Annotated in this window: 25 protein-coding genes; 8 read left to right on the top strand and 17 right to left on the bottom strand. The window is 73.3% G+C overall.

Annotated features, from left to right (window positions below):
- Positions 1–116 precede the first annotated feature (116 nt).
- Entirely contained in the window at positions 117–713 is a 597-nt protein-coding gene (locus ACH5A8_RS09660) for a TetR/AcrR family transcriptional regulator (protein WP_396318906.1), read from the top strand.
- Between the two features lie 143 nt (positions 714–856).
- On the opposite strand, the gene ACH5A8_RS09665 is transcribed toward ACH5A8_RS09660, so the two are convergent.
- A complete protein-coding gene (locus tag ACH5A8_RS09665; RefSeq protein ID WP_398999869.1) occupies positions 857–1,438 on the bottom strand; it encodes a M23 family metallopeptidase in 582 nt (193 codons plus the stop codon).
- Between the two features lie 450 nt (positions 1,439–1,888).
- Here ACH5A8_RS09665 and ACH5A8_RS09670 point away from each other — a divergent pair, with 450 nt between their 5' ends.
- Positions 1,889–2,524, top strand: a complete 636-nt coding sequence (locus tag ACH5A8_RS09670; protein WP_398999872.1) for an HAD family acid phosphatase — start codon at positions 1,889–1,891, stop codon at positions 2,522–2,524.
- A gap of 119 nt (positions 2,525–2,643) precedes the next feature.
- Here ACH5A8_RS09670 and ACH5A8_RS09675 read toward each other — a convergent pair whose 3' ends face one another.
- Entirely contained in the window at positions 2,644–5,169 is a 2,526-nt protein-coding gene (locus tag ACH5A8_RS09675) for an ATP-dependent Clp protease ATP-binding subunit (protein WP_398999874.1), read from the bottom strand.
- 443 nt (positions 5,170–5,612) lie between these two features.
- Here ACH5A8_RS09675 and ACH5A8_RS09680 point away from each other — a divergent pair, with 443 nt between their 5' ends.
- Positions 5,613–6,230 (top strand): SCO3374 family protein, encoded by a 618-nt coding sequence (locus ACH5A8_RS09680; RefSeq protein ID WP_398999876.1) that lies wholly within the window; start codon positions 5,613–5,615, stop codon positions 6,228–6,230.
- 303 nt (positions 6,231–6,533) lie between these two features.
- Here ACH5A8_RS09680 and ACH5A8_RS09685 read toward each other — a convergent pair whose 3' ends face one another.
- From ACH5A8_RS09685 to ACH5A8_RS09730, 10 genes are all read right to left on the bottom strand, one after another.
- Positions 6,534–6,869: an Lsr2 family protein gene (locus ACH5A8_RS09685; protein WP_398999878.1), complete on the bottom strand. Its 336-nt coding sequence runs from the start codon at positions 6,867–6,869 to the stop codon at positions 6,534–6,536.
- 214 nt (positions 6,870–7,083) lie between these two features.
- Positions 7,084–7,617 (bottom strand): amino-acid N-acetyltransferase, encoded by a 534-nt coding sequence (locus ACH5A8_RS09690; RefSeq protein ID WP_398999880.1) that lies wholly within the window; start codon positions 7,615–7,617, stop codon positions 7,084–7,086.
- A gap of 9 nt (positions 7,618–7,626) precedes the next feature.
- Positions 7,627–8,148 carry a BlaI/MecI/CopY family transcriptional regulator gene (locus ACH5A8_RS09695; RefSeq protein ID WP_399000637.1) on the bottom strand — a complete coding sequence of 174 codons (522 nt, stop codon included), beginning with the start codon at positions 8,146–8,148 and terminating at the stop codon, positions 7,627–7,629.
- Positions 8,149–8,340: 192 nt separating this feature from the next.
- Positions 8,341–8,517 (bottom strand): hypothetical protein, encoded by a 177-nt coding sequence (locus ACH5A8_RS09700; RefSeq protein WP_169439781.1) that lies wholly within the window; start codon positions 8,515–8,517, stop codon positions 8,341–8,343.
- A 54-nt stretch (positions 8,518–8,571) separates the two neighbouring features.
- Complete coding sequence (locus ACH5A8_RS09705; protein WP_398999882.1) at positions 8,572–9,240, bottom strand: hypothetical protein; 669 nt, start codon at positions 9,238–9,240, stop codon at positions 8,572–8,574.
- Between the two features lie 195 nt (positions 9,241–9,435).
- The gene (locus tag ACH5A8_RS09710; protein ID WP_398999884.1) at positions 9,436–10,233 is read right to left on the bottom strand and encodes a type III pantothenate kinase; all 798 of its coding nucleotides are present in this window, start codon (positions 10,231–10,233) and stop codon (positions 9,436–9,438) included.
- 7 nt (positions 10,234–10,240) lie between these two features.
- Positions 10,241–11,218 carry a carboxylating nicotinate-nucleotide diphosphorylase gene (gene nadC / locus ACH5A8_RS09715; protein WP_398999886.1) on the bottom strand — a complete coding sequence of 326 codons (978 nt, stop codon included), beginning with the start codon at positions 11,216–11,218 and terminating at the stop codon, positions 10,241–10,243.
- 5 nt (positions 11,219–11,223) lie between these two features.
- On the bottom strand, positions 11,224–12,957 hold the full coding sequence (locus ACH5A8_RS09720; RefSeq protein WP_398999888.1) for an L-aspartate oxidase: 1,734 nt from the start codon (positions 12,955–12,957) through the stop codon (positions 11,224–11,226).
- Positions 12,954–14,027, bottom strand: a complete 1,074-nt coding sequence (gene panC, locus ACH5A8_RS09725; RefSeq protein ID WP_398999890.1) for a pantoate--beta-alanine ligase — start codon at positions 14,025–14,027, stop codon at positions 12,954–12,956. Before panC ends, ACH5A8_RS09720 begins: the two co-directional genes overlap by 4 nt.
- A 166-nt stretch (positions 14,028–14,193) precedes the next feature.
- Positions 14,194–15,165, bottom strand: a complete 972-nt coding sequence (locus ACH5A8_RS09730; RefSeq protein ID WP_398999892.1) for a Rossmann-like and DUF2520 domain-containing protein — start codon at positions 15,163–15,165, stop codon at positions 14,194–14,196.
- 161 nt (positions 15,166–15,326) lie between these two features.
- On the opposite strand from ACH5A8_RS09730, the gene ACH5A8_RS09735 reads away from it, so the two are divergent.
- Positions 15,327–16,712, top strand: a complete 1,386-nt coding sequence (locus tag ACH5A8_RS09735; RefSeq protein ID WP_398999893.1) for a threonine aldolase family protein — start codon at positions 15,327–15,329, stop codon at positions 16,710–16,712.
- A 72-nt stretch (positions 16,713–16,784) separates the two neighbouring features.
- Here the strand turns inward: ACH5A8_RS09735 and ACH5A8_RS09740 are convergent, their stop codons facing one another.
- A complete protein-coding gene (locus tag ACH5A8_RS09740; RefSeq protein WP_398999895.1) occupies positions 16,785–17,000 on the bottom strand; it encodes a hypothetical protein in 216 nt (71 codons plus the stop codon).
- Between the two features lie 231 nt (positions 17,001–17,231).
- Here ACH5A8_RS09740 and ACH5A8_RS09745 point away from each other — a divergent pair, with 231 nt between their 5' ends.
- Positions 17,232–18,338 carry a DUF5937 family protein gene (locus ACH5A8_RS09745; protein ID WP_398999897.1) on the top strand — a complete coding sequence of 369 codons (1,107 nt, stop codon included), beginning with the start codon at positions 17,232–17,234 and terminating at the stop codon, positions 18,336–18,338.
- A 118-nt stretch (positions 18,339–18,456) separates the two neighbouring features.
- Here ACH5A8_RS09745 and ACH5A8_RS09750 read toward each other — a convergent pair whose 3' ends face one another.
- Together ACH5A8_RS09750 and ACH5A8_RS09755 are read right to left on the bottom strand one after the other, a co-directional pair.
- A complete protein-coding gene (locus tag ACH5A8_RS09750; RefSeq protein ID WP_398999899.1) occupies positions 18,457–19,128 on the bottom strand; it encodes a response regulator in 672 nt (223 codons plus the stop codon).
- Between the two features lie 136 nt (positions 19,129–19,264).
- Entirely contained in the window at positions 19,265–20,470 is a 1,206-nt protein-coding gene (locus ACH5A8_RS09755) for a sensor histidine kinase (RefSeq protein WP_398999901.1), read from the bottom strand.
- A gap of 118 nt (positions 20,471–20,588) precedes the next feature.
- Here ACH5A8_RS09755 and ACH5A8_RS09760 point away from each other — a divergent pair, with 118 nt between their 5' ends.
- Positions 20,589–21,809, top strand: a complete 1,221-nt coding sequence (locus ACH5A8_RS09760) for an SAM-dependent methyltransferase (RefSeq protein WP_398999903.1) — start codon at positions 20,589–20,591, stop codon at positions 21,807–21,809.
- On the opposite strand, the gene ACH5A8_RS09765 is transcribed toward ACH5A8_RS09760, so the two are convergent.
- A complete protein-coding gene (locus tag ACH5A8_RS09765) occupies positions 21,774–22,925 on the bottom strand; it encodes an NADH-quinone oxidoreductase subunit D (RefSeq protein WP_398999905.1) in 1,152 nt (383 codons plus the stop codon). The two genes, ACH5A8_RS09760 and ACH5A8_RS09765, sit on opposite strands and share 36 nt — an antisense overlap.
- 31 nt (positions 22,926–22,956) lie before the next feature.
- Between ACH5A8_RS09765 and ACH5A8_RS09770 the strand changes: the two genes are divergently transcribed.
- A complete protein-coding gene (locus ACH5A8_RS09770) occupies positions 22,957–23,460 on the top strand; it encodes a PH domain-containing protein (protein ID WP_398999907.1) in 504 nt (167 codons plus the stop codon).
- 137 nt (positions 23,461–23,597) lie between these two features.
- Positions 23,598–24,980, top strand: coding sequence for a PH domain-containing protein (locus ACH5A8_RS09775; RefSeq protein WP_399000639.1), 1,383 nt, complete (start codon positions 23,598–23,600; stop codon positions 24,978–24,980).
- 105 nt (positions 24,981–25,085) lie between these two features.
- On the opposite strand, the gene ACH5A8_RS09780 is transcribed toward ACH5A8_RS09775, so the two are convergent.
- Positions 25,086–26,492: a hypothetical protein gene (locus ACH5A8_RS09780; protein WP_398999909.1), complete on the bottom strand. Its 1,407-nt coding sequence runs from the start codon at positions 26,490–26,492 to the stop codon at positions 25,086–25,088.
- Positions 26,493–26,651: the final 159 nt, after the last annotated feature.

A 26,651-nucleotide genomic window follows, 5' to 3' on the forward strand; every position in this document is an offset into this window, starting at 1 on the left:
TTGCCGCCCGGCAAGTCACTACACTCTGGAAGGTAGAGGTTTACTAGCCGGGCGTCAAGTAAGTTTCCGCCGACCGGCCGGCAGGTAAGTTTTCGGTAAGCGCGAGGAGTAAGAGGATGGGTGGCACGATGGACGGCACCAAGCAGCAGCGCCGCGGAGACACCCGCCAGCGCATCCAGGACGTGGCCCTCGAACTCTTCGCCGAGCAGGGGTACGAGAAGACATCCCTGCGCGAGATCGCCGAGCGCCTCGATGTCACCAAGGCGGCGCTCTACTACCACTTCAAGACCAAGGAAGAGATCATCGTCAGCCTCTTCGAGGATCTGACGCACCCGATCGAGGACCTGATCGAGTGGGGACGGCGGCAGCCGCACACCCTGGAGACCAAGCAGGAGATCGTCCGCCGTTACGGCGAGGCGCTCGCCGGGGCGGCCCCCCTGTTCCGGTTCATGCAGGAGAACCAGGCGACCGTGCGCGAGCTGCGCATCGGCGAGATGTTCAAGGACCGGATGAACGGCCTGCGGGAGATCATCACCGATCCGGACTCCAGCCTGACCGACCAGGTCCGGTGCATCAGCGCGCTTTTCACACTGCACGCCGGCATGTTCGTCATGCGGGACCTCGAAGGCGACCCCGACGACAAGCGCAAGGCCATCCTCGAGGTCGCCGTCGATCTGGTGACCCAGGCGCACCGCGACGCGCACGGTTCCTGAGACCGGGGCGCGCAGACAGCGGCACCGCCGCCCGCTGATGTCAGCAGGGCGGCGGTGCGGTGAAACGTCCGGCCGGTCGGCCGGCCGACCGGTGCGATGGCCGGCCGGCCGATCGGCCGCGTTCCGTTCTGGGTCCGGTCGGGTCAGACCGTCACGCCGTGGGCGCGCAGGAAGACGACCGGGTTGACCGCGGAGCCGTAGTTCGGCGTGGTGCGGATCTCGAAGTGCAGGTGCGGGCCGGTGGTGTTGCCGGTGTTGCCGGACAGGGCTATGTGCTGACCGGTGGCGACGACCTGGCCGACCTTCACGTCGATGCGGGACAGGTGGGCGTACTGGGAGTACGTGCCGTTGCCGTGCTTGACGACGATGGCGTTGCCGTAGGCGGGGCCGTCGCCGCCACCGTTGGGGCCGGCCTTGACGACGGTGCCGCCGTGCGCGGCGACGACGTCGGTGCCGATCGGCACGGCGAAGTCCTGACCGCTGTGCTTGTGCATCCAGTGGCTGCCGCCCTGGTCGAAGGAGGCGGTGAGCGTGTAGTGCTTCACCGGGTCGACCCAGGCGGTGGCCGACTTGGCGACGGTGGCGGTGGGGGCCGCCGCGGTCTCGGCGGCGGACGCTACTCCCGCGCCCATCGCGGCGGTGACTCCCAGGCCGGCGGCCAGGACGGCGGCACGGGTGCGGAGCTTGGCCGGACGGGCGGAACGGGACGTGGCGCGCTGGAACATCGAAACCTCTACGGGTGGGGGACGTGTGGACCACCCGGAAGACTGAGTGCCTTCGCCGGGCGGGCTCCACATTGGTAACCCCGCCGGAAAGCCGCCCTCAAGCCCCCCTACTACGACGAAACCTAGTAAGCAGGGACAGTGGCGCAGATCTCTTGACACTCCTCCCAATTGGGACAAAACCCCTGTAGAGACCACATCTCCCATCATTCCCTTGGGTTAAATGTCCGGTTTCTTAGCTCCTGTCCCCCACTAAGCGGCGTAGTACGGGACGGAGCGCCTGTGCCGCTTGTCACCGGTGGAGGGGGTGGAACCCCCCTCCCCTGTGACGGGGCTCATGTGGTCCGCGTCTCAGCAGAGTTACCACCTGGTAATCGTTCGGTTCCCCTCCCGCCACCCTGTGCTACGAGCATGCTCACAACAACCCGTCGCCACGGACGCGAGAGGACCCCCATGACCACAGGCACCTGGGCGCGCCGCACCGGTATGACCGCCGTCGCCACCGTCGCCGTCACCGCGCTGGCCGTCCCCGTGGGCGCTCAGGCGGTGACCGACGCCCCGGCCGCCACCCCCGCGGTCGCCGCCGCGTCCGGGAAGGTCGGCTACGACACCTGGCAGCAGGACTGCCGGGCCGTGATGGACCAGGCCCTGCCCTATCTGGAGCAGCGCATCGCGGACGCCCGGCCGGGCGAGAAGCAGGCCGTCGTCTTCGACGTCGACAACACGACCCTGGAGACCGACTTCGGCTTCAGCTTCCCCCAGCCGGCCAACAGACCGGTGCTGGCAGCCGCCCGGTACGCCCAGGAGCACGGCGTCGCGCTGTTCTTCGTGACCGCCCGGCCGGGCATCGTCGAGGCCCCCACCGAGTGGAACCTGGAGCACGACGGCTACCGGGTCGCCGGACTGCGCGTCCGCGGCTTCCTGGACCTCTTCAAGGACGTCGCCGCCTACAAGACGGCCCAGCGCGCCGCCATCGAGAAGGACGGCTACACGATCATCGCCAACATCGGCAACAGCGCGACCGACCTCTCCGGCGGCCACGCCGAGAGGACGTTCAAGCTGCCCGACTACGACGGGCAGCTCTCCTGACTCCCCTGACCCCGGGCAGGGCCCGCTGAGGGCCGCGGCACGGCATGGAAAAAGGGGCCTGCCCCGGGACCGAAGTCCCGGGGCAGGCCCCTTTTCCGCCGTTCAGGCCGGGCGCGTGCTCACGCGTCCTTGCTCAGGTTCGGACCGGCTCCGCCGGCCGCCTGCTCGATCGGAGGAACGTCCGGCAGCGCCGACTTCTCCTCACCGCGGAAGGTGAAGGTCTTGTCGTCGCCCTCGCCCTCGGTGTCCACGACCACGATGTGACCCGGACGCAGCTCGCCGAAGAGGATCTTCTCCGACAGCGTGTCCTCGACCTCGCGCTGGATGGTCCGGCGCAGCGGCCGGGCGCCCAGGACGGGGTCGTAGCCCTTCTTGGCCAGCAGCTCCTTGGCGGACTGGGAGAGCTCGATGCCCATGTCCCGGTCCTTCAGGCGCTCGTCCACCTTGCCGATCATCAGGTCGACGATCCGCAGGATGTCGGCCTGCGTGAGCTGCGGGAAGACGACCACGTCGTCGACACGGTTGAGGAACTCGGGGCGGAAGTGCTGCTTGAGCTCGTCCGAGACCTTGTTCTTCATGCGCTCGTAGTTGGTCTTCGTGTCACCCGTGGCCGCGAAGCCCAGGTTGAAGCCCTTGGAGATGTCCCGGGTGCCGAGGTTGGTCGTCATGATGATGACCGTGTTCTTGAAGTCCACGACCCGGCCCTGGGAGTCGGTCAGGCGACCGTCCTCCAGGATCTGCAGCAGCGAGTTGAAGATGTCCGGGTGGGCCTTCTCGACCTCGTCGAACAGGACGACCGAGAACGGCTTGCGGCGCACCTTCTCCGTCAGCTGGCCGCCCTCCTCGTAGCCCACGTAGCCGGGGGGCGAACCGAAGAGGCGCGAGACGGTGTGCTTCTCGCTGAACTCCGACATGTCGAGGGAGATCAGCGCGTCCTCGTCGCCGAAGAGGAACTCGGCGAGCGCCTTGGACAGCTCGGTCTTACCGACACCGGACGGGCCGGCGAAGATGAACGAGCCACCGGGGCGCTTCGGGTCCTTCAGACCGGCACGCGTACGGCGGATCGCCTTCGACAGCGCCTTGACCGCGTCGTTCTGGCCGATGACCCGCTTGTGCAGCTCCTCCTCCATGCGGAGCAGGCGGCTGGACTCCTCCTCGGTCAGCTTGAAGACCGGGATGCCGGTGGCCGTGGCGAGGACCTCGGCGATCAGCTCGCCGTCGACCTCGGCGACGACGTCCATGTCGCCGGCCTTCCACTCCTTCTCCCGCTTGGCCTTGGCGGCCAGGAGCTGCTTCTCCTTGTCGCGCAGGGAGGCGGCCTTCTCGAAGTCCTGCGAGTCGATCGCGGACTCCTTGTCCCGGCGCACGCCGGCGATCTTCTCGTCGAACTCGCGCAGGTCCGGCGGCGCGGTCATCCGGCGGATGCGCATCCGGGAACCGGCCTCGTCGATCAGGTCGATCGCCTTGTCCGGCAGGAAGCGGTCCGAGATGTACCGGTCGGCCAGGGTGGCGGCCTGGACCAGCGCCTCGTCGGTGATCGAGACGCGGTGGTGCGCCTCGTACCGGTCGCGCAGGCCCTTGAGGATCTCGATGGTGTGCGGCAGGGACGGCTCGGCGACCTGGATGGGCTGGAAGCGGCGCTCCAGGGCCGCGTCCTTCTCCAGGTGCTTGCGGTACTCGTCCAGCGTGGTGGCGCCGATGGTCTGCAGCTCACCGCGGGCCAGCATCGGCTTCAGGATGGAAGCGGCGTCGATGGCGCCCTCGGCGGCACCCGCACCGACCAGCGTGTGCAGCTCGTCGATGAACAGGATGATGTCGCCGCGGGTGCGGATCTCCTTGAGGACCTTCTTCAGGCGCTCCTCGAAGTCACCGCGGTAGCGGGAGCCGGCGACCAGGGCACCGAGGTCCAGGGTGTAGAGGTGCTTGTCCTTGAGGGTCTCGGGCACCTCACCCTTGACGATGGCCTGGGCGAGGCCCTCGACGACGGCGGTCTTGCCGACGCCGGGCTCACCGATCAGCACCGGGTTGTTCTTGGTACGGCGGGACAGCACCTGCATGACCCGCTCGATCTCCTTCTCGCGCCCGATGACCGGGTCGAGCTTGGACTCACGAGCGGCCTGGGTGAGGTTCCGGCCGAACTGGTCGAGGACCAGGGACGTCGAGGGGGTGCCCTCGGCAGGGCCGCCGGCGGTGGCGGTCTCCTTGCCCTGGTAACCGGAGAGCAGCTGGATCACCTGCTGCCGCACCCGGTTGAGGTCGGCGCCCAGCTTGACCAGGACCTGGGCGGCGACGCCCTCGCCCTCACGGATCAGGCCGAGCAGGATGTGCTCCGTGCCGATGTAGTTGTGGCCCAGCTGAAGGGCCTCGCGGAGCGACAGCTCCAGGACCTTCTTGGCACGGGGGGTGAAGGGGATGTGCCCGGACGGGGCCTGCTGGCCCTGGCCGATGATCTCCTCCACCTGCTGGCGGACCGCCTCGAGCGAAATCCCGAGGCTCTCAAGGGCCTTGGCGGCGACACCCTCACCCTCGTGGATCAGGCCCAGGAGGATGTGCTCGGTGCCGATGTAGTTGTGGTTGAGCATCCGGGCTTCTTCCTGAGCCAGGACGACAACCCGCCGCGCGCGGTCGGTGAACCTCTCGAACATCGTTAATCGCTCCTCAGAGCGGTCAGGCAGTGGGGGGAACTTCCCCTCCCTGTCCTTCCGCAGCTTAGTCCCGCAAGCGGGGACCGCTCATTCCAACTGCCGACACCGTCGATGGCCTCCTGACCCCGAACGCCGACATATGTCCCAACCCGATGGTGCGAGACGATGTTCCCGCAGGCCAGGCAGTTACCCCAGTCGCCAGTACGCCGATGGCGAACGTGAGACTCCTTTTCCCGGGTACACCCTGCGCGTCGCCCCCTCCCACTAGGCATGTCTTACCCGCTGGGACTGACACTCCATGCGGCGCACGCCGGTTCCCCCTCCGCTATGGGCGAACAACTTTGCGCCCCGCCCGCACTCCACGCCCGCCCGTGTTCGACACGATACGCGCACGCCGCGCAACCCAGCGTAACCTTCGCCCGGTTCCGGCGGTTGCACCCGGCATGGTCGGCAGCCCCTCCGCGGTCCCCCTCCCGGTGCCCCTCCCCCGTCGGCCGCCCGTCCCCGACGACGGGGTGCGGCGCTGGTACGAGGAGGAGCTGGGCTGGGAAACGGCGCCCGGCGCGCCGGTACGGCTCGTTGTGGGACACCGCTTCGACGTGCTGGACCTGCCGCTGGAGGCGGGCCTCGCGGCGCTGCGCCATCTGGGTCCGGCCTCCCCGGTGGCCGTGCGGGCGGACCGTATGCGGGTGCTCGTCGCGGCGGGCAGCGCGGAGGAGCTGCCGGGGCTGCTGGAGTGGCTGGAGTGGGGCGCGCTCGACCTGGACCTGGTGGGACTGGGCGCGGGCGCCGTGACGGACGCGCCGGCCCCGCCCGAGGGCGTCATCGTCCGGACAGGAGCCAAAGGGCTCCGGACGGGCGGCGTCGGTTCGCAGGGGGCCGCCGTGTGGCTGCGGCCCCCCGTGCCCGGCCGCGAGGTCGAACCCTCGCTGCCGACGCTGTCGGCGCTGGGAGGCAGGGGGGAAGCCCCCGACCTCGTGCGTCTGGTGAGCACGGCGGCGACACAGTGCCACCGGCTCCGCCTGCGGCGCGCGTGCGCCCGACCGTCGGTGCTGTCCTGACCCGGTCCCGGTCCCCCTGGCCGGGCGGGCCACCGCCGGACATCGCTGGACGGCCTGCGACCGGGCGACGCCGTGGACTCCCGGCGGCCGGTCGGCACCGTGCGCGGGCCGGCTCGCCGGTCGGCGCAGGCCTGCGGGTCGTGGCCGTCCGGCCACGGATACGCGGCCCGTCCACCGCTCGGGCGACGGGCTCGTGGCCGGTGCCGGTCGGCGGTGGGGCCGACGCCGTTCACCGGCCGGCCGAGGATTTCGCCTCCCGGCCCCTTAGCGGGGCCGGCCGTCGGCCTTCGGGTCCGGCCGTTGTCAGCCGTTGGCCTTTTCGTACGCCTCGCGGATGGTCGCGGGAACGCGGCCGCGGTCATTGACCTCCAGGCCGTTCTCCTTCGCCCAGGCGCGGATCTGCGCGGTGTCCTGGCTGCCGCCGGACGTGGCACGCGCCTTTCCGCGGCCACCCGAAGCACGGCCTCCGGTACGCCGGCCGCTCTTGAGGTAGGGCTCGAGAAGACCACGGAGCTTGTCCGCATTGGCGGTGGTGAGATCGATCTCGTACGTCTTGCCGTCCAGCGCGAACGTCACGGTCTCGTCCGCCTCGCCACCGTCGAGGTCGTCGACAAGAAGGACCTGAACCTTCTGTGCCACCGGATTTCCTTTCATCGATAACGTGCGGGCCGGGGTTGGTCGGCGTCCGCCGTTTAGCCGCTGCCCCTTGTTATATGCAGTACTGCAGTACGTCGGAAAGCAAACCGCGTTTGCGGAAAAAACACAAACCCCTGGGAGAGGCCCGGCCCTCAACTGCGACCGGAAACATGCGCGTTTCGGACATAGGGGTTCCACCGGGGCCGCCCCCGGTGATCTACAGATGCAGAAGCATCCGACTGTTGCCCAAGGTGTTCGGTTTCACTCGTTCGAGGCCGAGGAACTCCGCGACGCCCTCGTCATAGGAACGCAGGAGCTCCGCGTAGACATCGGTGTCGACGGGTGTCTCACCGATCTCCACGAAGCCGTGCTTCGCGAAGAAGTCGACTTCGAAGGTCAGGCAGAATACGCGGCGAACGCCGAGCCAGCGCGCGGTCTGGAGCAACTTCTCCAGCAACCGGTGCCCGACGCCGGCGCCCTTCAGGCCCGGCTGCACGGCGAGAGTGCGCACTTCGGCCAGGTCTTCCCACATCACGTGGAGTGCGCCGCAGCCGACGACCTCCGCGTTGTCGTCGCGTTCGGCGACCCAGAACTCCTGGATGTCCTCGTAAAGCGTCACGGTCGCTTTGTCGAGCAGGATGCGTGCGCGGCTGTAGTCGTCCAGGAGTCGGCGTACGGCCGGGACATCGCCTGTCCGGGCCCGCCGGAGGGTGATGGCTTTTGCGGAGACTTCGGAACGCTCTGCGGACATGAGCGGACGCTATCGCCTGCCGTCGCCGTCGGCGGAACCGGGGTTGTGGCCGCCGGTTTCGGAGCCGTCCGCGGCTACGGCGGTATCCGTGACTTCGCCCGTGACTTCGGCGGCGTCTTGTACCGTGCCTCGCGAGGTCTGTTCCCCGGCGCCTTCCGAGGTGCCTTGCGCGCCGGCTTCGCGAGTGGACTCCGTGACGGCTTCCGTGGTGCCCTCGACGATCCTTACGGCGTCGCGCAGGGCACGTCGCTGTTCGTCGCTCATCATGCCGAAGAACGCGACGAGAGCGGCCGCGGCGTTGTCGCTCTGCGACCAGGCGTCGTTCATCAGTGCGGCGGCGTACGCGGCCCGAGTGGACACGGCCTCATATCGATAGGCGCGGCCCTCGGCTTCGCGGCGTACCCAGCCCTTCTGATGGAGATTGTCCAAAACGGTCATCACCGTGGTGTACGCGATGGACCGTTCCCGCTGGAGGTCTTCCAGGACTTCTCGAACGGTCACCGGGCGGTTCCACTTCCACACCCGCGTCATGACCGCGTTCTCGAGTTCTCCCAATGGGCGAGGCACAACTCAGCACCCTAGTAGGAAATCCCGTCAATGGCGTGCCAGACGTGCGCTTCGTCGGCGAATCGGGGCAAAAAGGGCGCACGGTCCGCCGTGCGGCGCGCGCGAGCCCCGCGACGCCGTACGGGACAGCGGTGCGCGGAACCGTGCGCCGAGGTGTCAGGCCTCGGTGGAGGCGGCGCCCTGGCCGGCCTGCGTGCGCGCCAGGGCGGCGTCGACGGCCGCGTCCTCCTTGGCCTTGGCGGCACCGCCCTGGGTCTTCACGATCACCCGGACCAGCGCGATGAAGAACACGGCCATGACGACCGGCGGAACGAGTGCGGCGACGTAGTCCATGGCTCCAGGGTAGCCACGCCGACCGGACAAACAGGGGCGGGGTGGCCCCAGGTGTCACACCGCGGCGAGCCGCTGCCGCGGTCCGCCGGCGGGCGGGGCCGGTCTGCGGCGCGGGAAGACCTCGCCGGGGGTGGGGACGGGGCGGCGGGCGGGACCGGGGCCGCCGGGCGCGGGGGCGGGCTGGGCGGGCGCCGGACCGGGCCGGGCGGGAGCGGGCCGGGCGGGGCGCTCGGCGGGCTTGGGCGCGGGCTTCTTGGCGGGCTCGCCGCCCTGGCCCGCCCGGGCGGCGGGCAGGACCGCGCGGGGCGGGGCGGGGCGCAGCGGACCGCGGGAGGCCGGGACCGAGGCCGCGCCCGTCCAGGCCCCGCAGCGGCGCAGCAGCGCGGCGGCCGCCGGGTTGCCGCGCAGGGCCCGCAGGGCGGCGAGGTCGTCGGGGCCGGGCCGGTGTCCGGCGTCCAGCGCCTCCCCCAGGAGAGTGAAGTACCCGACGGCCGTGCCGGGCAGGGCGGCGCGGTAGCGGGCCAGGTCGGCCAACAGGAACGCGCGCAGCCGGGCGCCCTCGCGCATCGCCTCGTCGAGCGACTCGGCGAGGCGGAGACAGTCCTGCACGTCCTCGGCGCGGGCGGGGCGGAGATGGAGGGCGGCGGCCAGGGCGCGGCGGAGCACACGCAGCTCCTCCGCGCCGAAGGCGATGCCACCGCGGGTTCCGTATGGCGTGGGCATGGGCCGACCATACGCGCTAATCAGACAAATTCGACATAAGCCGCGATCGTGGCGCGCGGGTGTGACACGTGCGGGCCATTCCCGCGGGACGCGTCCCGCGGAGGAACAGATCTCGCGCGCCCACGCCGTCCGCCGTGATTCCCGCGCGTGCGGGTCCCGGGGCCGCGGTGGGGCGGGGCGCCCGGGACGTGCGCCTCACATGCGCGCCACGTTCCGCTCGTAGACGAGCCGCAGGCCGATCAGCGTCAGCCAGGGCTCGTGCTCGTCGATCGCCGAGGACTCGCCGAGCACCATCGGCGCCAGGCCGCCGGTCGCGATCACCGTGACGTCGTCCGGGTCGTCGGCCAGTTCGCGGGCCATGCGGCCCACCACCCCGTCGACCTGGCCGGCGAACCCGTAGACGATGCCCGCCTGCATGGCCTCGACCGTGTTCTTGCCGATCACGCTGCGCGGCCGGGCCACCTCGATCTTGCGCAGCATCGCCGCCCGGACGCCCAGCGCCTCCACCGAGATCTCGATGCCGGGCGCGATGACCCCGCCGACGTACTCCCCGCGCGCGGAGACCGCGTCGAAGGTGGTCGCCGTGCCGAAGTCCACGACGATCGCCGGGCCGCCGTACAGCTCGTTCGCGGCGACCGCGTTGATGATGCGGTCGGCGCCGACCTCCTTGGGGTTGTCGAACAGGATCGGCACGCCCGTCTTGACGCCCGGCTCGACCAGGACGGCCGGGACGTCGCCGTAGTAGCGCCGCGTCACCTCGCGCAGCTCGTGCAGCACCGACGGCACGGTGGCGCAGATGGCGATGCCGTCGATGCCGTGGCCCAGGTCGTCGCCGAGCAGCGGGTGCATGCCCATGAGGCCCTGCAGGAGCACGGCCAGCTCGTCGGCGGTGCGCCGGGCGTCGGTGGAGATGCGCCAGTGCTCGACGATGTCCTCGCCGTCGAACAGGCCGAGGACGGTGTGCGTGTTGCCCACGTCGATCGTCAGGAGCATGGCCGGCCTACTCCGCCTCGCGCAGGTCCAGGCCGATGTCCAGGATCGGCGAGGAGTGGGTCAGGGCGCCCACGGCCAGGAAGTCGACGCCGGTCTCCGCGTACGCCCGCGCGTTGTCCAGGGCGAGCCGGCCCGACGCCTCCAGCAGCGCGCGGCCGTCGACGATGGCCACGGCCTCCTCGCACTCGCCCGGCGTGAAGTTGTCCAGCAGGATCAGGTCGGCGCCGGCGTCCACGACCTCGCGCAGCTGGTGCAGGGTGTCGACCTCGACCTCGATCGGCACGTCGGGGAAGGACGCGCGCACGGCCTTGAAGGCCGCCGAGACGCCGCCGGCGGCGACCACGTGGTTGTCCTTGACCAGCGCCGCGTCCGACAGCGACATGCGGTGGTTCACGCCGCCGCCGCAGCGGACGGCGAACTTCTCCAGGGACCTGAGGCCGGGTGTCGTCTTGCGCGTGTCGCGCACCTTCGTCTTGGTGCCCTCCAGGACGTCCGCCCAGGCGCGCGTGGCGGTGGCGATGCCCGACAGGCGGCACAGGAGGTTCAGCGCGCTGCGCTCGGCGGTCAGCAGGTCGCGGGTGCGCGTGGTGACCGACAGCAGCTTCTGCCCGGGCTCGACGCGGTCGCCGTCCTCGACGTGCCGCTCGACCTCGAACTCGTCGGTGCAGACCACCGAGAGGACGGCCTCGGCGACCCGGAGGCCGGCCACCACGCCGGCCTCGCGCGCGGTGAAGTCGCCGGTGGCGACGGCCTCCTCGGGGATGGTCGCCACGGTCGTCACGTCCTCGCCGTGGGCGAGGTCCTCCTGGATGGCCACGTTGGCGACGTCCTCGATCTCCACGGGATCGAGTCCGGCGTCGGCCAGCAACTGGGCGAGCGCGGGGTCGAGCCCGCACTCGATGTACTCCTCGTCGGCGTCCGCGCCGCAGGCACAGCCGTCGCCGCAGCCGCCGGTGGGGGCGAGGGGAAGGTCGTCGGTGCTCACTTGGGTCACTGCTCCTGGGGACGGCGGGGCGCGGGGGCCTCGGTGCGGGTCGGGGGGAAGTCTGCGGTCTCGGTGGTGTGCACGTCGGGCGTCCGGTCGGCGTTCAGCCGTACGACGATGTGGCGGCGCCAGTCGGCGTCGTCGCGCTCGGGACGGTCCTCGCGCCAGTGGCAGCCGCGGGTCTCCTCGCGCAGCCGGGCGGCGGCGACCAGGACGCGGGCCACGCACAGGAGGTTGGTGGCCTCCCAGGTGTCGACGCCGGGTTCGGCGGTCTTGCCGTTCTCGTCCAGGGCGCCGCGGGCCTCGGCGGACAGCTGTTCGAGGCGGTCGGCGGCGGTGGCGAGGGACCCGGCGGAGCGCAGGACGCCCGCGCCCTCGGTCATGATCCGCTGGATCGCGAACCGGGTCTCGGGGGCGAGCAGCGGGTGCCCGGGCCGCTCGGAGCGGGGGGCGGGCACCGGCACGCGCGCGTGCGGGCCGGTCCCGGACCGCTCGCGCGCGATGTCGGCGGCGATCCGCTCGGCGTACACCAGTCCCTCGAGGAGGGAGTTGGAGGCGAGCCGGTTGGCGCCGTGCACGCCGGTGCAGGCGACCTCCCCGCACGCGTACAGGCCGGGCACGGTGGTGCGGCCGTGGGAGTCGGTGCGCACGCCGCCGGAGGCGTAGTGGGCGGCCGGGGCGACCGGGATCGGTTCGGTGACCGGGTCGATGCCGTGCGCCCGGCAGGCGGCGAGGATGGTCGGGAAGCGGTGCTCCCACATGTCGGCGCCGAAGTGCCGGGCGTCCAGGAACATGTGCTCGGCGTCCTGCTCCAGCATGCGGCGCGTGATGCCCTTGGCGACGATGTCGCGCGGCGCTAGTTCGGCCAGTTCGTGCCGGCCCACCATGAACCGCACGCCGTCGGCGTCCACCAGGTGGGCGCCCTCGCCGCGCACCGCCTCGGAGACCAGCGGCTGCTGTCCCTCGGCGTCCGGGCCGAGGAAGAGCACGGTCGGGTGGAACTGCACGAACTCCAGGTCGGAGACCTCGGCGCCCGCGCGCAGGGCGAGGGCCACGCCGTCGCCGGTGGACACGGACGGGTTGGTGGTCGCGGAGAAGACCTGGCCCATGCCGCCGGTCGCCAGCACCACCACGGGCGCGTGCACCGCGCCCACGCCGTCGTGCTGGCCCTCGCCCATGACGTGCAGGGTCACCCCGGCGGTGCGGCCGTCGGCGTCGGTGAGCAGGTCGAGGACGAGCGCGTTCTCGATGGTGCGCAGCTCGCGCGCGCGGACGGCCTCCACCAGGGCCCGGGAGATCTCGGCGCCGGTCGCGTCGCCGCCCGCGTGGGCGATGCGGCGACGGTGGTGGCCGCCCTCGCGGGTGAGTTCGATGCCGCCGGCGTCGTCGGTGTCGAAGTGCGCGCCGGTGGAGATCAGCCGCCGTACCGCGTCGGGGCCCTCGGTGACGAGGATCCGTACGGCCTCCTCGTCGCACAGGCCGACGCCCGCGACGAGCGTGTCGTCCAGGTGCTGTTCGGGGGTGTCGCCCTCGCCGAGGGCGGCGGCGATGCCGCCCTGGGCCCAGCGGGTGGAGCCGTCGTCCAGGCGGGCCTTGGTGACGACCACCGTGTCCAGGCCGCTCGCCGCGCAGCGCAGGGCGGCGGTGAGGCCGGCGACGCCGGAGCCCACGACCACGACGTCCGCGTCGATGGACCACCCGGGGGCGGGCGCGTGCAGTCGTATGCCTGTGCTGGTCACGAGGCGGCTCCGGGGGTTTCGTGGGCTTCGTGGGACGTACGGGTTTCGTCGGACGTACGGGCTTCCCGGTCGCCGTGGGACTCGCGGGTCCCGAAGGCGAGGGGCAGGTTGTCGATCAGCCGGGTCGCCCCCACCCGGGCGGCGACGGCGAGGACGGCCTCGCCGGTGAAGTCGTCGCCGATCTCGGTGAAGTCGGACGGGTCGACGAGGGCCAGGTAGTCGAGTGCGAGCGGCGGTTCCAGGCGGGCGGCCTCGTCGAGGACCAGCCGGGCGGCGGCGCGCACGGCGGCGGCCGCACCGGGGGTCGCCCGGGCCACGGCGGCGGCGTCGGCGGCCGCGCGGGACTCCCCGAGGGCGCTCAGGGCCTCGGCACGCGCGCGCGTGGCGGGCACTTCGCGGGCCCGCGCGCACAGCGCCTCCTGGGCGGCGTGCCGGTCGCGGCCGGCGAACAGCGCCTGGGAGAGGGCGAGCGCGGTGCGCCGCTCCGGTCCCGAGAGGTAGCGGTTGCGGCTGGACAGGGCCAGGCCGTCGTCCTCCCGCACGGTCGGCACGCCGACGATCTCCACGCCGAAGTTCAGGTCGCGCACCATGCGGCGGATCAGGGCGAGCTGCTGGGCGTCCTTCTGGCCGTAGAGGGCGACGTCGGGGCGGGTGAGGTGCAGCAGCTTGGCGACGACGGTGAGCATGCCGTCGAAGTGGCCGGGCCGCGAGGCGCCCTCCAGCCGCTCCCCCATGGGGCCGGCGGTGATCCGGACCTGCGGCTCGCCGCCGGGGTAGACCTCGTCCACGGAGGGGGCGAACACGGCGTCGGCGCCCGCCTGCTCGGCGATCTTGATATCGGCGTCCAGGGTGCGCGGGTAGCGGTCGAGGTCCTCGCCCGCGCCGAACTGGAGCGGGTTGACGAAGACGGTCACCACGACCTCGCCGTCGCTGCCGGCGAGGTCGCGGGCGGCCCGGATCAGGGTGGCGTGGCCCTCGTGCAGGGCGCCCATGGTCATCACGACGGCGCGGCGGCCTCGGCGCACGCGCGCGTGCAGCTCGTCGGCGGTGCGCAGCAGGGCTGTGGTCATCGGGCGTCTCCGTTCTCGGGCGCCGGTATCGCCGGGCGGCCCTCAGCCGCGTTCCCGGGCGCCGTCCGGGTCGTCGGGTGTGCCGTCGCGTGCGCGGTCGGCGCGGGAGCGGCGGGGCGGGCGGCTCCCGGGCGGCCGTGGGGACCTGCCGAGTGCCCCGTGCGGGTCATCGGTCATCCCCCTGACCCTCGCCGGGGCCCCCGGCGCCGGCGCCGGGGGCGCCGGGGGCGCCCGCGGCTCCGTCGGCGAGGACGCCCAGCAGGTCCTCGGCCAGTTCGGGCTTCAGCAGCCCGTGGGCGAGCGCGCGGTCGGCGGTGGCGCGGGCCATCGCCAGATAGCCGGCGACGGCCTGCGGGGCGTGCCGCCGCAGCTCGGCGACATGGGCCGCGACCGTGCCCGCGTCGCCGCGCGCGACGGGGCCGGTGAGCGCCGCGTCGCCGGAGCGCAGGGAGTTGTCCAGGGCGGCGCCGAGCAGCGGGCCGAGCATCCGGTCGGGGGCCTCGACTCCGGCCGCGCGCAGCAGCTCCATGGCCTGGGCGACCAGGGTGACCAGGTGGTTGGCGCCCAGGGCGAGGGCCGCGTGGTAGAGCGGGCGCATCTCCTCGGCGATCCACTCCGGCTCGCCGCCCATCTCGATGACGAGGGCCTCGGCGGCCGTGCGCAGTTCCTCGGGGGCCGTCACGCCGAAGGAGCACCCGGCCAGCCGCTGCACGTCCACGGGGGTGCCGGTGAAGGTCATCGCCGGGTGCAGGGCCAGCGGCAGCGCGCCCGCGCGCAGGGCGGGGTCGAGCACTTTCGCGCCGTACCGCCCGGAGGTGTGCACGAGCAGGTGCCCGGGCCGTACGGCGCCGGTCTCGGCGAGCCCCGCCACGAGGCCGGGCAGCGCGTCGTCGGGGACGGTCAGGAGCACCAGCTCGGACCGGTCCAGGACCTCGGCGGGCGGCACCAGGGGCACGTCGGGGAGCATCCGTTCAGCGCGTCGCCGGGAGGCGTCGGAGACACCGGAGACGGCCACCGGACGGTGCCCGGCGAGCTGGAGGGACGCGGCGAGCGCGGGTCCCACCCGGCCGGCGCCGACGACGCCGACGGTGAGCCGCGCGGGGCGGTCCCTGGGGTCTGGCTGTTGGCTGCTGATCACGCGACGGTGGCCTTCCCGTTCCAGTCCGCTCCGGGTACCGGACGATTTCTCGTCATGTTAACGCTATCGGGTCCCGCGGGCGTGCGGCCGTCCACAGGCTGTGGGCTTGCGCACGGGCTCGCGCGGTGAAATCGGGGTGCCCGCGTACGCCGGCGCGCGGGATGATCCGCGGCATGAACGATTCGGCGGAGCAGAGCGCACAGCGGGACGAACGGGGCTCGGGAGGCCGGCCCTGGAAGGGACACCTTTCGGAGGGGCACACCTCGCGGGATCAGGCGTCGGAGGAACAGGCCTCGGAGGGGCGGGTCACGCAAGACCGGTCCTCCGGGGGCCGGGCCTCGGACGCTCCACTCGAGGGCGCACGGCTCTCGGACGCGCCGCTCTCGGACGGCGACCGGCTCAAGCGGCTCCGGGAACGGCGCGTGGGCGCGTATAGGAGCGCGCGGCGGGTGCTCTGGCGACCCGGGTTCCTCGGCACGCTCCGGGAGCGGCTGGCGCTGCTGGACCGCGCGGGAGACGTGTACGACCTCGACGAGGCCTCGGACATGTACGGCAACGGCGTCGTCGAGGCCCTGGAGGAGAAGGTCGCCGGGCTGCTCGGCAAGGAAGCCGCCGCCTTCTTCCCGACCGGCACGATGGCCCAGCAGGTCGCGCTGCGCTGCTGGGCGGGCCGCACTCGGGACCCGGCCGTGGCCCTGCACGCCCTGTCCCATCCCGAGGTGCACGAACGGCACGCCCTGAGCCAGGTGAGCGGCCTGCGTCCGGTGCGGGTGACGGGCGAGCCCCGGCTGCCGACCGCGGACGAGGTGCGCGGCCTCGACGAGCCCTTCGGGACACTGATGCTCGAACTGCCGCTGCGCGACGCCGGCTTCCTCCTGCCCTCCTGGGAGGAGCTGACCGAGCTCGTCGAGGCGGCGCGCGAGCGCGACGCGGTGGTGCACTTCGACGGTGCGCGCCTGTGGGAGTCCACGGTGCACTTCGGCCGCTCCGTGGCGGAGATCTCGGACCTGGCCGACAGCGTGTACGTGTCGTTCTACAAGTCCCTCGGCGGCTACGGAGGCGCGGCCCTGGCCGGCCCGGGGGAGCTGGTCGAGGAGGCCAGGGCCTGGCGGCACCGGTACGGCGGCACCGTGTTCCAGCAGTTCCCGTCGGCCCTTGCGGCACTGATCGGTCTTCAGGAGGAGCTGCCCCGGCTGCCCGACTACGTGCGGCACGCGCGCGTGGTGGCCGCCGCGCTGCGCGAGGGGTTCGCGGCGGCCGGCGTGCCGTGGGCGCGGGTGCACCCCGAGGTGCCGCACACCAACGAGTTCCAGCTGTGGCTGCCGTACGACCCTGATCCGGTCGCGAGGGCGGCGATCCGGACGGCCGAGGAGACCGGGACGATGCTGTTCGCCGGCGCCTGGGACGCCGGCGGCCCCGGCCTGGCCCGGACCGAGGTCTCCGTGCGCGCCGCCGGCCTGGAGTGGACGGCGGACGACGTCATGGCCGCGGTCGCCGAGTTCGCCGCCCGGCTGGCCGAGGAGACGGGGCGGACGGGCGGCGCGTAGCGGAGGACGGGCGGCGCGCGGCGGAGGAGCCGGGGCGGACGGGCGGCGCGTGGCCGGACGGCCGGGCGGGCGTCAGCAGGTGGGGTGCGGCTGGTGGCGCGCCCGGCGGGCCCACAGCCGCCGCAGCCGCCCCTGGGCCGGGCGGCCCGCCAGGACCGCCCGGAACCGCCGGTACTCGCCGAGTTCGCGCACGACCTGCCAGTCGTCGCGGCCCGGCGCGGGCGGGGCGGGCTCGCCGTGCCGCGCCGCGCGGTACACGTCGAGTGCGTACTGCTGCGTGATGCTCATGCCGAAGCCTCTTCCAGGAGGGGGACGGACACCCGCGGTGCCGCGGCGGTACGAACGCCGCCGGGGACGCGGAGAGGACACTCCGGAGCGGGACGGGGGCCCGGGCCTCACCGTCACCGGGCCGCCCCGGTCGTGGTCCCAGCCTGCGCCGCCGCTTCGCCGAAGTCGCCCCGATTGACGAGGGCCGTCAATCGGGGCGGCGCTGTCAGTGGTGGCGTGCACCATGGGGTCATGAGCGTGCGCATCGACATCGCGGGACTGCGGCCGGAGCAGGTCGCCGTCGTCCCCTCGCCCCTGGCCGAGCTCGGCATGGCGCTGCACACGCTGTCCGAGCCCCAGCACCACCCGGGGCTCCAGGGCTGGGTCACGGGCGTGACCGCGCGGCTCGACTCGCACCTGGCGGACCGGATGTGCGAGGCCGACTTCCTGTGGCGGACGACGTTCTCCGACCTCTTCCTGCCGTACGCGGGCATACCCGGGGCCACCGCGCTGCCCGGCGCCACGCTCGACGAGGAGCTGGACCTGCTCGACAAGCTGTCCGACGAGCAGTTCGTGGCCGCGGCGCTGGAGTTCACCTGCGCCCTGCCCTACAGCGACCCGGGTCCCGGCCCGCTCGCCGACGCCGCCCTGCGCCGCCGCGCCCTGGAGCTGGCCGCCGCGCGCGGACCACAGCAGGTGCGCTTCAGCGAGCGGCTGCTGGCCGATCCGCCGCGCATCCGGGACTGGCTGCGGCAGTTCCTCAAGGACTGCGACGAGGCGTTCTTCGCGGACACCTGGTCCCGGCTGCGCCACCAGCTCGCCGCGGACGCCCGGCACAAGACGGACCTGCTGCGCCACAAGGGGCTGGCCGAGGCGCTGACCGCGGTGTCACCCGCCCTGGCGCTGGACGAAGCGGCGGGCCGGATCACCGTCGACAAGCTCGGCGAGGGCCACACCACGACGCGGGACCGCGGCCTGCTCCTGGTGCCGACCAGCCTGGGCCGGCCCCACCTGATGGTCCTGCACCGCCACGGCTGGCATCCGGTGCTCCACTACCCGGTCGGTCCCACGGAGCTCGCCGCCCCGCTCTCGGTGGAACAGCTGACCCTGCGGATGTCCGCCCTGGCCCATCCGGTGCGGATGCGCCTGTGCCGCAGCCTGGCCCGCAGCGCCTTCACCACCAGCGAGCTGACCCACGCGCACGGCATGTCCGCGCCGGAGATATCCCGGCACCTGAGCGTCCTGAAGAAGGCGGGCCTGGTGACCACCCGGCGCCGGGGACGGTACGTCTACCACCAGCTGGACGTGACGACCGTGGCGCGGCTGGGCAGCGACTTCCTGGAGAGCGTCCTGCGGTAGCCCCGCCGAGAGCGTCCCGCGGCAGTCGGGGCGTCGGGCCTCCGCCCGGGCTCCTGGGGGCGGAGGCGGTCTGCGGACGAGCCCGCGGGCGGCCTACGGCCCTCGTCGTCGCGTCCGGTCAGCCGTGTCCGCCCGCCCGGACGAGCCCCGTCTCGTAGGCGAGGACCACGACCTGCACCCGGTCGCGCAGGCCGAGCTTGGTCAGGATGCGGCCCACGTGCGTCTTCACGGTCGCCTCGGACAGCACCAGCCGGGCGGCGATCTCGCCGTTGGACAGGCCCTGCGCGACCAGGACCATGACCTCGCGCTCGCGCTCGGTGAGCCGCTGGAGCTCCTTGTGCCGGGGCTCCTGGGCGCCGGTGGGCAGCATCGGCGCGAACCGGTCGAGCAGGCGGCGCGTGGTGGAGGGCGCGACGACGGCGTCCCCGCTGTGCACGGCGCGGATCGCGGCGAGCAGGTCGCCGGGCGGCACGTCCTTGAGCATGAACCCGGAGGCGCCCGCCTTCAGCCCGGAGAAGGCGTACTCGTCGAGGTCGAAGGTGGTCAGGATCAGCACCTTGGGCGGGTTCGGCTCGGAGCAGATGCGGCGGGTGGTCTCCACGCCGTCCAGCTTCGGCATGCGCACATCCATCAGCACCACGTCGACCTGGGTCGACCGCAGCGCCTGGAGGGCTTCGACGCCGTCGCCGGCCTCGGCGACGACCTCCATGTCCGGCTGGGCGGCGAGCACCATCCCGAATCCGGTGCGCAGCAGCACCTGGTCGTCGACGAGCATCACGCGGATCGTCATCGGGGGGTCCTCTTCCGTTCGGTCGTCGGCGGGGCGTGTTCCGTGGCCGTCAGGGCGTCCAAGGCGGCGTGTTCCGTGGCCACCAGGGCGCCCGCGGGGGGCGTGACAGGTGTCAACAGGGGGCGTGCGTCGGTGTTCAATGCGCCGGTTTGAGCGGGAGCAGGGCGCTGATGCGGAAGCCCCCGCCGGGGCGCGGTCCCGCGTCCAGCGTGCCGCCGACCATACCGACCCGTTCACGCATGCCGATCAGACCGTGTCCCCGCCCGTCGGCGCCGCCCTCCTCGTACAGCTCGTGCGGGGCGCCCTTGCCGTCGTCCTCGACGAGCAGACCGAGGCCGTCGTCGAAGTACACCAGCCGCACGCTCGCCCCCGCGTTCGGTCCACCGTGCTTGCGGGTGTTGGTGAGCGCCTCCTGCACGATCCGGTACGCGGTCAGCTCGACCCCGCTGGGCAGCGGGCGCGGCGTGCCCTCCACCCGGAAGTCGACGGGCAGACCGGAGCCCCGGCACTGCTCGACCAGTTCCTCGATCTGCTCGACGTCGGGCTGCGGAACGTACTCGCCGCCCTCCTGGTGCTCGCCGGTGCGCAGCACGCCCAGCAGGCGGCGCATCTCGGCGAGCGCCTGGCGGCCGGTGGAGGAGATCGTGTCCAGGGCCTTCTTGGCCTGGTCGGGCGCGGCGTCGAGGACGTAGGCCGCGCCGTCGGCCTGCACGACCATCACCGACACGTTGTGCGCGACCACGTCGTGCAGCTCGCGCGCGATGCGGGCGCGTTCGGCGGCGACCGCGACCTTGGCCTGCGCCTCGCGTTCCTTCTCCAGCCGGGCCGCCCGCTCCTCCAGCTGCGCGAAGTAGGCACGCCGGGTGCGCATGGAGTCGCCGAGCACCCAGGCCAGCGCGAACGGCACCGTCTGGAAGACCGCTATCGCGACCTGGCCGAGCACGCTGGAGTGCTGCTGCGGCCAGCGGATCTGCGCCAGGGCCGCCGCGCACATCCCGCCGGCCAGCGCGAAGCGGGAGGCCCAGCGGGCGCCGAAGGCGGCGACCGTGTAGATGATCACCAGCATGGCGAAGTCGGCGATCGTCGTCTCGATGTCCAGGGCGAGCTGCACCACGCCCGTCGCCGCCGCGAGCAGCACCATCCTCTCCGGCATCCGGCGGCGCAGCGCGACGACCACACACAGGACGACCGACACGGCGAGCGCCCCGCCGAGTGATCCGTGGTGGTCGGGCGTCCCGTCGACGGCCACCGCGCTCGCACAGGAGAGCCCGAGCAGGACAAGGGCCCAGAAGCCGTCGACCCACATCGGGTGTCTGCGGAGGAAGTCATAGAGGCGCTGCACGTAACCCAGAGTAGGGAAGCGGAATAGGTGCAGGGGTCAACCGGAGGTTCGATCCGCGCCCGGCGCTCGTACTCCCCAAGGTGGATGCCGTGATCACCAGTACGCCTACGCTGACGACGTGGCGGACGACACTACGGACGAGGGCAGGGCACGGGGCACGGCGGGCGGCAGCGCACGGGGCGCGGTGGGCGGTCCGGCGGACGGCCCGACGGACGGCGAGCGGCGCGGACCGACGGGCGGCGCGGTCGACGGCGTCTCGGACGACGGCGTCTCGGACGAGTGGCGTGGCTGGCGGGCGGCGGCGTGGGAGGCCCTCTACGGTCCGGACGGCTTCTACCGGCGGCCCGAGGGCCCGGCCGGGCACTTCCGTACGTCCGTGCACGCCTCGCCGCTGTTCGCGACGGCCGTGGCGCGGCTGCTGTGCCGGGTGGACGAGGCGCTGGGGCACCCGGCGGAGCTCGGCTTCGTCGACATGGCCGCCGGGCGCGGGGAACTGGCCGCCGGGGTGCTCGGCGCGCTGCCCGCCGAGGTGGCCGCACGCGCGCGGGTCTGCGCCGTCGAGATCGCCGGCCGGCCCGACGGCCTGGATCCGCGGATCGAGTGGCGCTCCGAGCCTCCGGCGGCGGTCACCGGACTGCTGTTCGCCAACGAGTGGCTGGACAACGTGCCGCTGGAGGTCGCGGAGGTCGACTCCGGGGGCGTGCCCCGGCGCGTGCTCGTACGGCGCGACGGCGCCGAACGGCTCGGGGACCCGGTCGCGGGGGCCGAGGCCGAGTGGCTGGCACGGTGGTGGCCGCTGCCGGGCGAGCCGGGCCTGCGGGCGGAGATCGGCCTGCCCCGGGACGCCGCCTGGGCCGCTGCCGCGGCCCGTCTGGAACGGGGCCTCGCGGTCGCCGTCGACTACGCGCACACCGCCGCCTCCCGGCCGCCCTTCGGGACGCTCACCGGATTCCGGGAGGGGCGGGAGACGACTCCCGTGCCCGACGGGTCGTGCGACATCACGGCGCACGTCGCCCTGGACGCGTGCGCCGCGTCCGCTCCCGCGCACACCCGCGTGATCACCCAGCGTGAGGCGTTGCATGCCCTGGGCGTCACCGGCGTACGCCCCCCGCTCGCGCTCGCCTCCACCGACCCCGCGGAGTACGTGCGCGCCCTCGCGCGCGCCGGTCAGGCCGCGGAGCTCACCGCGTCCGGCGGCCTCGGTGACTTCCGCTGGCTGCTCCAGGCCGCCCCGGCGACCGGACTTCCCGGCCCGTTCCCGGGCCTGCCGGACCTGTTCCCGGACCTGCCGGACCTGCCCGGCCTATTTGTCGATGTCCCCGACCACGAAGAACATTGACCCGAGGATCGCCACCATGTCCGCCACCAGCGTCCCCGGCAGCAGTTCGGTGAGGGCCTGGATGTTGTTGTAGGACGCGGAGCGCAGCTTCAGCCGGTACGGGGTCTTCTCGCCCTTGCTGACCAGGTAGTAGCCGTTGATGCCGAGCGGGTTCTCGGTCCACGCGTAGGTGTGCCCCTCGGGCGCCTTCAGGACCTTCGGCAGCCGCTGGTTGACCGGACCGGGCGCCAGCTCGGCCAGCCGGTCCAGACAGGCGTCGGCGAGGTCGAGCGCGTTGTGGGTCTGCGCCAGCAGGCACTCGAAGCGGGCCAGGCAGTCGCCCTCCTGCCGCGTGACCACCTCGAGGACGTCCGCCAGCTCCCCGTACGCGAGGTACGGCTCGTCGCGGCGCAGGTCGAAGTCGACACCCGAGGCGCGCGCGATCGGACCGCTCACGCCGTAGGCGTGCACGGCCTGCGGAGTGAGCGCGCCCACGCCCCTGGTGCGCCCCCGGAAGATCTCGTTGCCGAGCACCAGGTCGTCGAAGACGTCCATGCGGGAGCGGACCGCGGCGACGGCGGCACGCGCGCGCGTGGACCACCCGGCCGGCAGGTCCTCCTTGAGGCCGCCGACCCGGTTGAACATGTAGTGCATCCGGCCGCCGGAGACCTCCTCCATCACGTTCTGGAGGATCTCCCGCTCCCGGAACGCGTAGAAGACAGGCGTGATGCCGCCCAGTTCCAGCGGATAGGAACCGAGGAACATCAGGTGGTTGAGCACCCGGTTCAGCTCCGCGAGCAGCGTGCGCGTCCACACCGCGCGCTCGGGGACCTCCATGCCGAGCATCCGCTCCACGGCCAGGACCACGCCCAGCTCGTTGGAGAACGCCGACAGCCAGTCGTGGCGGTTGGCGAGCATGATGATCTGCCGGTAGTCGCGCGCCTCGAACAGCTTCTCCGCGCCCCGGTGCATGTAGCCGATCACCGGCTCCGCGTGCCTGATGCGCTCGCCGTCCAGCACCAGCTTCAGCCGCAGCACACCGTGCGTGGAGGGGTGCTGGGGCCCGATGTTGAGCACCATGTCGGTGCTCTCCGCGGCGCCGCCGATCCCGACCATGGTCTCCGTCGTAGGAGTCATGCGCCCAGTTTCCCCTACGTACGCTTGCCCCATGGAAACGGGGAGCCCGGAAGAGGGCCGGGCGGCGGGGGGCGAGCCGGTGTGGACCGCACTGCCGCCGGGCCTGCTGCGGATGCGACGGCTGCTGCTGGCGGTGTGGCTGGGGGCGGCCGCCGTGGCCGTGGGAGTGGTGCTCGGCGTGACGGCCGGGCCGGTGTGGTCGGCGTTCGCGCTGCTGCCGCTGGCGCTGCTGGCCTGGGGCTGGGCGCTGCTGGGGCGCAACTGGCGCTCCTGGCGGTACGCCGAGCGCGCCGACGACCTGCTGATCAGCCGGGGCGTGCTGTGGCACGAGGAGACCGTCGTGCCGTACGGGCGGCTGCAGTTGGTCGAGGTCACCTCCGGGCCCGTCGAGCGGCGCTTCGGGCTGGCGACCGTGCAGCTGCACACAGCGGCCGCCGCGACCGACGCGACCATCCCCGGCCTCCGGCCGACCGAGGCCGAACGCCTGCGCGACCGGCTCACCGAGCTCGGCGAGGCCCGATCGGCGGGGCTGTGACGGCGGCGGAGGACCGGGGCGGCCCGGGGCGGGAACTCGCGGGCGGGTCCGCCGGGAGCCAGGACGCGACGGCCGGAAGCGAGGACGCGTCGACCGGGGACGCGCACACGACCGCCGGGGACCCGGACACGACCGCCGTGCGCGGCGGCGCCGCCGGCCAGTCGCCCCCACGGGAGCCGGCCGGCGGCGGACCCTCCGTGCCCGAACGGCGGCTGCACCCCGTAACCCCGCTCAGAAGGGCCTGGGCACCGGTCACCGTCCTCGCCGGATGGGCCGTGCACGACCCCGACCAGGCGCAGCGGCAGCTGACCCGGCTGACGACGACCACACTGCTGATCGGGCTCGCGGTGCTCGTCCCGGCCGCCGCGCTGTACGGCTTCCTGTCCTGGTGGTTCACGCACTACGCGGTGACCGACACCGAACTGCGCATCCGCACCGGCCTGTTGTTCCGCCGCACCGCGCACATCCGGCTGGAGCGGATCCAGGCCGTCGACGTCACCCGGCCGCTGCTCGCGCGCGTCGCGGGCGTGGCCAAGCTGAAGCTCGACGTCATAGGGGCCGACAAGAAGGACGAACTCGCCTTCCTCGGCGAGGACGAGGCCCGCGCCCTGCGCGCCGAACTGCTCGCCCGCGCCGCCGGTTTCGCCCCCGCGACGGCACGGGAGGTGGGCGAGGCGCCCGCGCGGCAGCTCGTGCGCGTGCCCGCCCGGGTGATCGCCGTCTCGCTGCTGCTGACCGGCGCGACCTGGGGCTCGCTGCTCACCGCCCTCGTGGTGCCGCCGCTGCTGTGGCTGGGCACCCACAGCCCGTGGACGGTGCTCGCCACCGCCGTGCCGCTGCTCGGCGGGGCCGTGACCAGCAGCGTGGGCCGCTTCGTCGGCGCCTACGACTGGACGGTGAGCGAGTCGCCCGACGGGCTGCGGATCGACCGGGGGCTGCTGGACCGCACCCACGAGACGGTGCCGCCCGGCCGGGTGCAGACCGTGCGGATCGTGGAGCCGCTGCTGTGGCGGCGGCGCGGCTGGGTCCGGGTGGAACTGGACGTGGCCGGGTCGTCGAACTCCGTGCTGCTGCCGGTCGCCCCGCGGGAGATCGCCGAGTCGGTGATCGCGCGGGTGCTGCCCGGGCTGACGGTGCCGGACGCCTCGGCGCTGCTGCGGCCGCCGCGGCGCGCCCGGTGGTGCGCGCCGGTGTGGTGGCGGGGGCACGGGATCGCCGTGACCGACGCGGTGTTCGCCGCGCGGCACGGACTGCTGCGGCGCCGGCTCGCGCTGGTGCCGCACGCCAAGGTGCAGAGCGTACGGCTGACCAGGGGGCCGTGGGAGCGGGTGTGGAACGTCGCCGACGTGCACGTGGACACGGGAGCGGACAAGACGGTCACGGCGCGCCTGCGGGACGCCGACGAGGCGGCCCGCCTGCTCCGGGCCCAGGCGGAACGCTCCCGGACGGGCCGGCGCCGAGCACGACCGGACCGCTGGATGACGACCGCCACCCCGCCCCCCGGACCGGACCCCGCCTGACCGACGACCCCGCCCCGGCGGGCCGCCCCGGGCAGCGGTGAGGGGCGTGGCAACCGGTTGCCACGCCCCTCACCGTCGTCGTCGCCCGCGCGCGGGCACCGTCCCTCAGGACGCCGCGGTCCGCAGGTCCTGTACGTCGATCTGCTCCGTCTCGTCGTGCGCCGTCAGGTCGATGACCTGGCCCACCGCCCGCGTCCCGGCGTCGGCCGGCCGGTACTGGGACTCGGCCTCGGCCTTGTGCAGCGCGAGGGCCTCCTGACCCACGACGTCGGCCAGGTCCTCGTTCTGCACGGCCTCCAGCGCGGCGGGCGGCGCGCCCTTCTTCGTGCCGAAGAAGTCGAACCCGCCCTCGACCGCCGGTCGCCGCACGGGCGCGGCCGGTACGACGGCCACCGCGGTCGGCACGGCGAAGTGGCCGTCGGGCCGCTGCCCGGGCCTGGCGGAGGCCGGCGTCGTGGCCGACTCGTCCGCCCGGTCCGCCTCGGCGGCGTCGCCGGCCGTACCGACGGCCGGATCGCCCGCCGGACCGGCGACCGTCGGCTCGTGCCCGCCGGACGCCTCGGGCCGGCCCCCGGATCCGGGTCCGTCCTCCGGCGCGGGACGCGCGTCGGCGTCGGCGTCGGCGTCGGCGTCGGCGACAACGGCGGTCTCGGCGGCCCTGCCGGCGTCGGCGACCACGTCGGTGTCCACGACGGCCGCGTCGGCGCCCGCCCCGGAGTCCGGCGCCGCGACCGGTTCGGCGTCCGACTCGGCCTCCGGTTCGGAGTTCGCCCCGGCGGCGGCCTCGAAGGCCTCGTCAGCGGCCTCTCCGCCGTCCGCCGCGAGCCGCGCCAGCGCGGCCCCCGCGCGCAGGAACAGTTCGGAGCCCTCGGGGGAGAACACGGCGGGAGCCACTGCCGCCGGCTTCTCGGTCTCCGGTGTCCGCTCCGGCGTCCCGTCCGCCGCGGCGCCGTCGCCCTCGGTTTCCGGGGCGGCGGGCGCGCCGGTGACGGCGGGCGCCGCGGACGTGACCGGAGCTGACGTGGCCGGAGCGGGCGGCAGCGCGCGGGCGTCGGGCGCCGCCTCGATCTCCAGCAGCCGGCGGCCCTCCAGGGCGCTCGCCCGCTCCGTCTCCGCCGTGGCGTACCGCCGCAGCAACGCCGCGTGCTCGTTGCGCAGGCCCGCGAGTTCGGTCCGCTTGGCCCGCAGCTTCTTCTCGAGCCGGACGCGCAGCTCGCGCGACTCCTCCAGATCGGACTCGAGTTCGGCGACGCGTTCCTCGAAGCGCCACTCGTCACCGGCCCGCGCGCGCGTGAGGTCGGCGACCTGCCGACCCGCCTGGGCGTCCCAGCGGCGCATGACGATCGCTCCGGCGATCGCCGTCACCGCGGCGGCCGCCGCGAGGGACCGCAGCAGGGCCGGCGCCGTGAACACCCAGGGGCCCAGGGCGCAGACGAGGGAGACGCCGGCGATCGCGGAGGGCGGCAGCAGCCTGTGCAAAGGAGGGGAATGGCGGTGACGTCCACGTGGCATGGCCAGAAACTTACCGCGCGTAGACGAAACATGGGCGTCCGCCCCGCAAAAAGGCGGCCATACCGAAACCTTCACCGGACATGAGGAGTTCCGTCTCCCTCACCGCTTCGCTCCGGTTTCACGCGGAGGTCCCGCTTCCGCCGCTTTCCCCGCCCCTTC

This window comes from Streptomyces sp. NPDC018610 (assembly GCF_044391765.1).
In the GTDB taxonomy this organism is placed as follows: Bacteria; Actinomycetota; Actinomycetes; order Streptomycetales; family Streptomycetaceae; genus Streptomyces.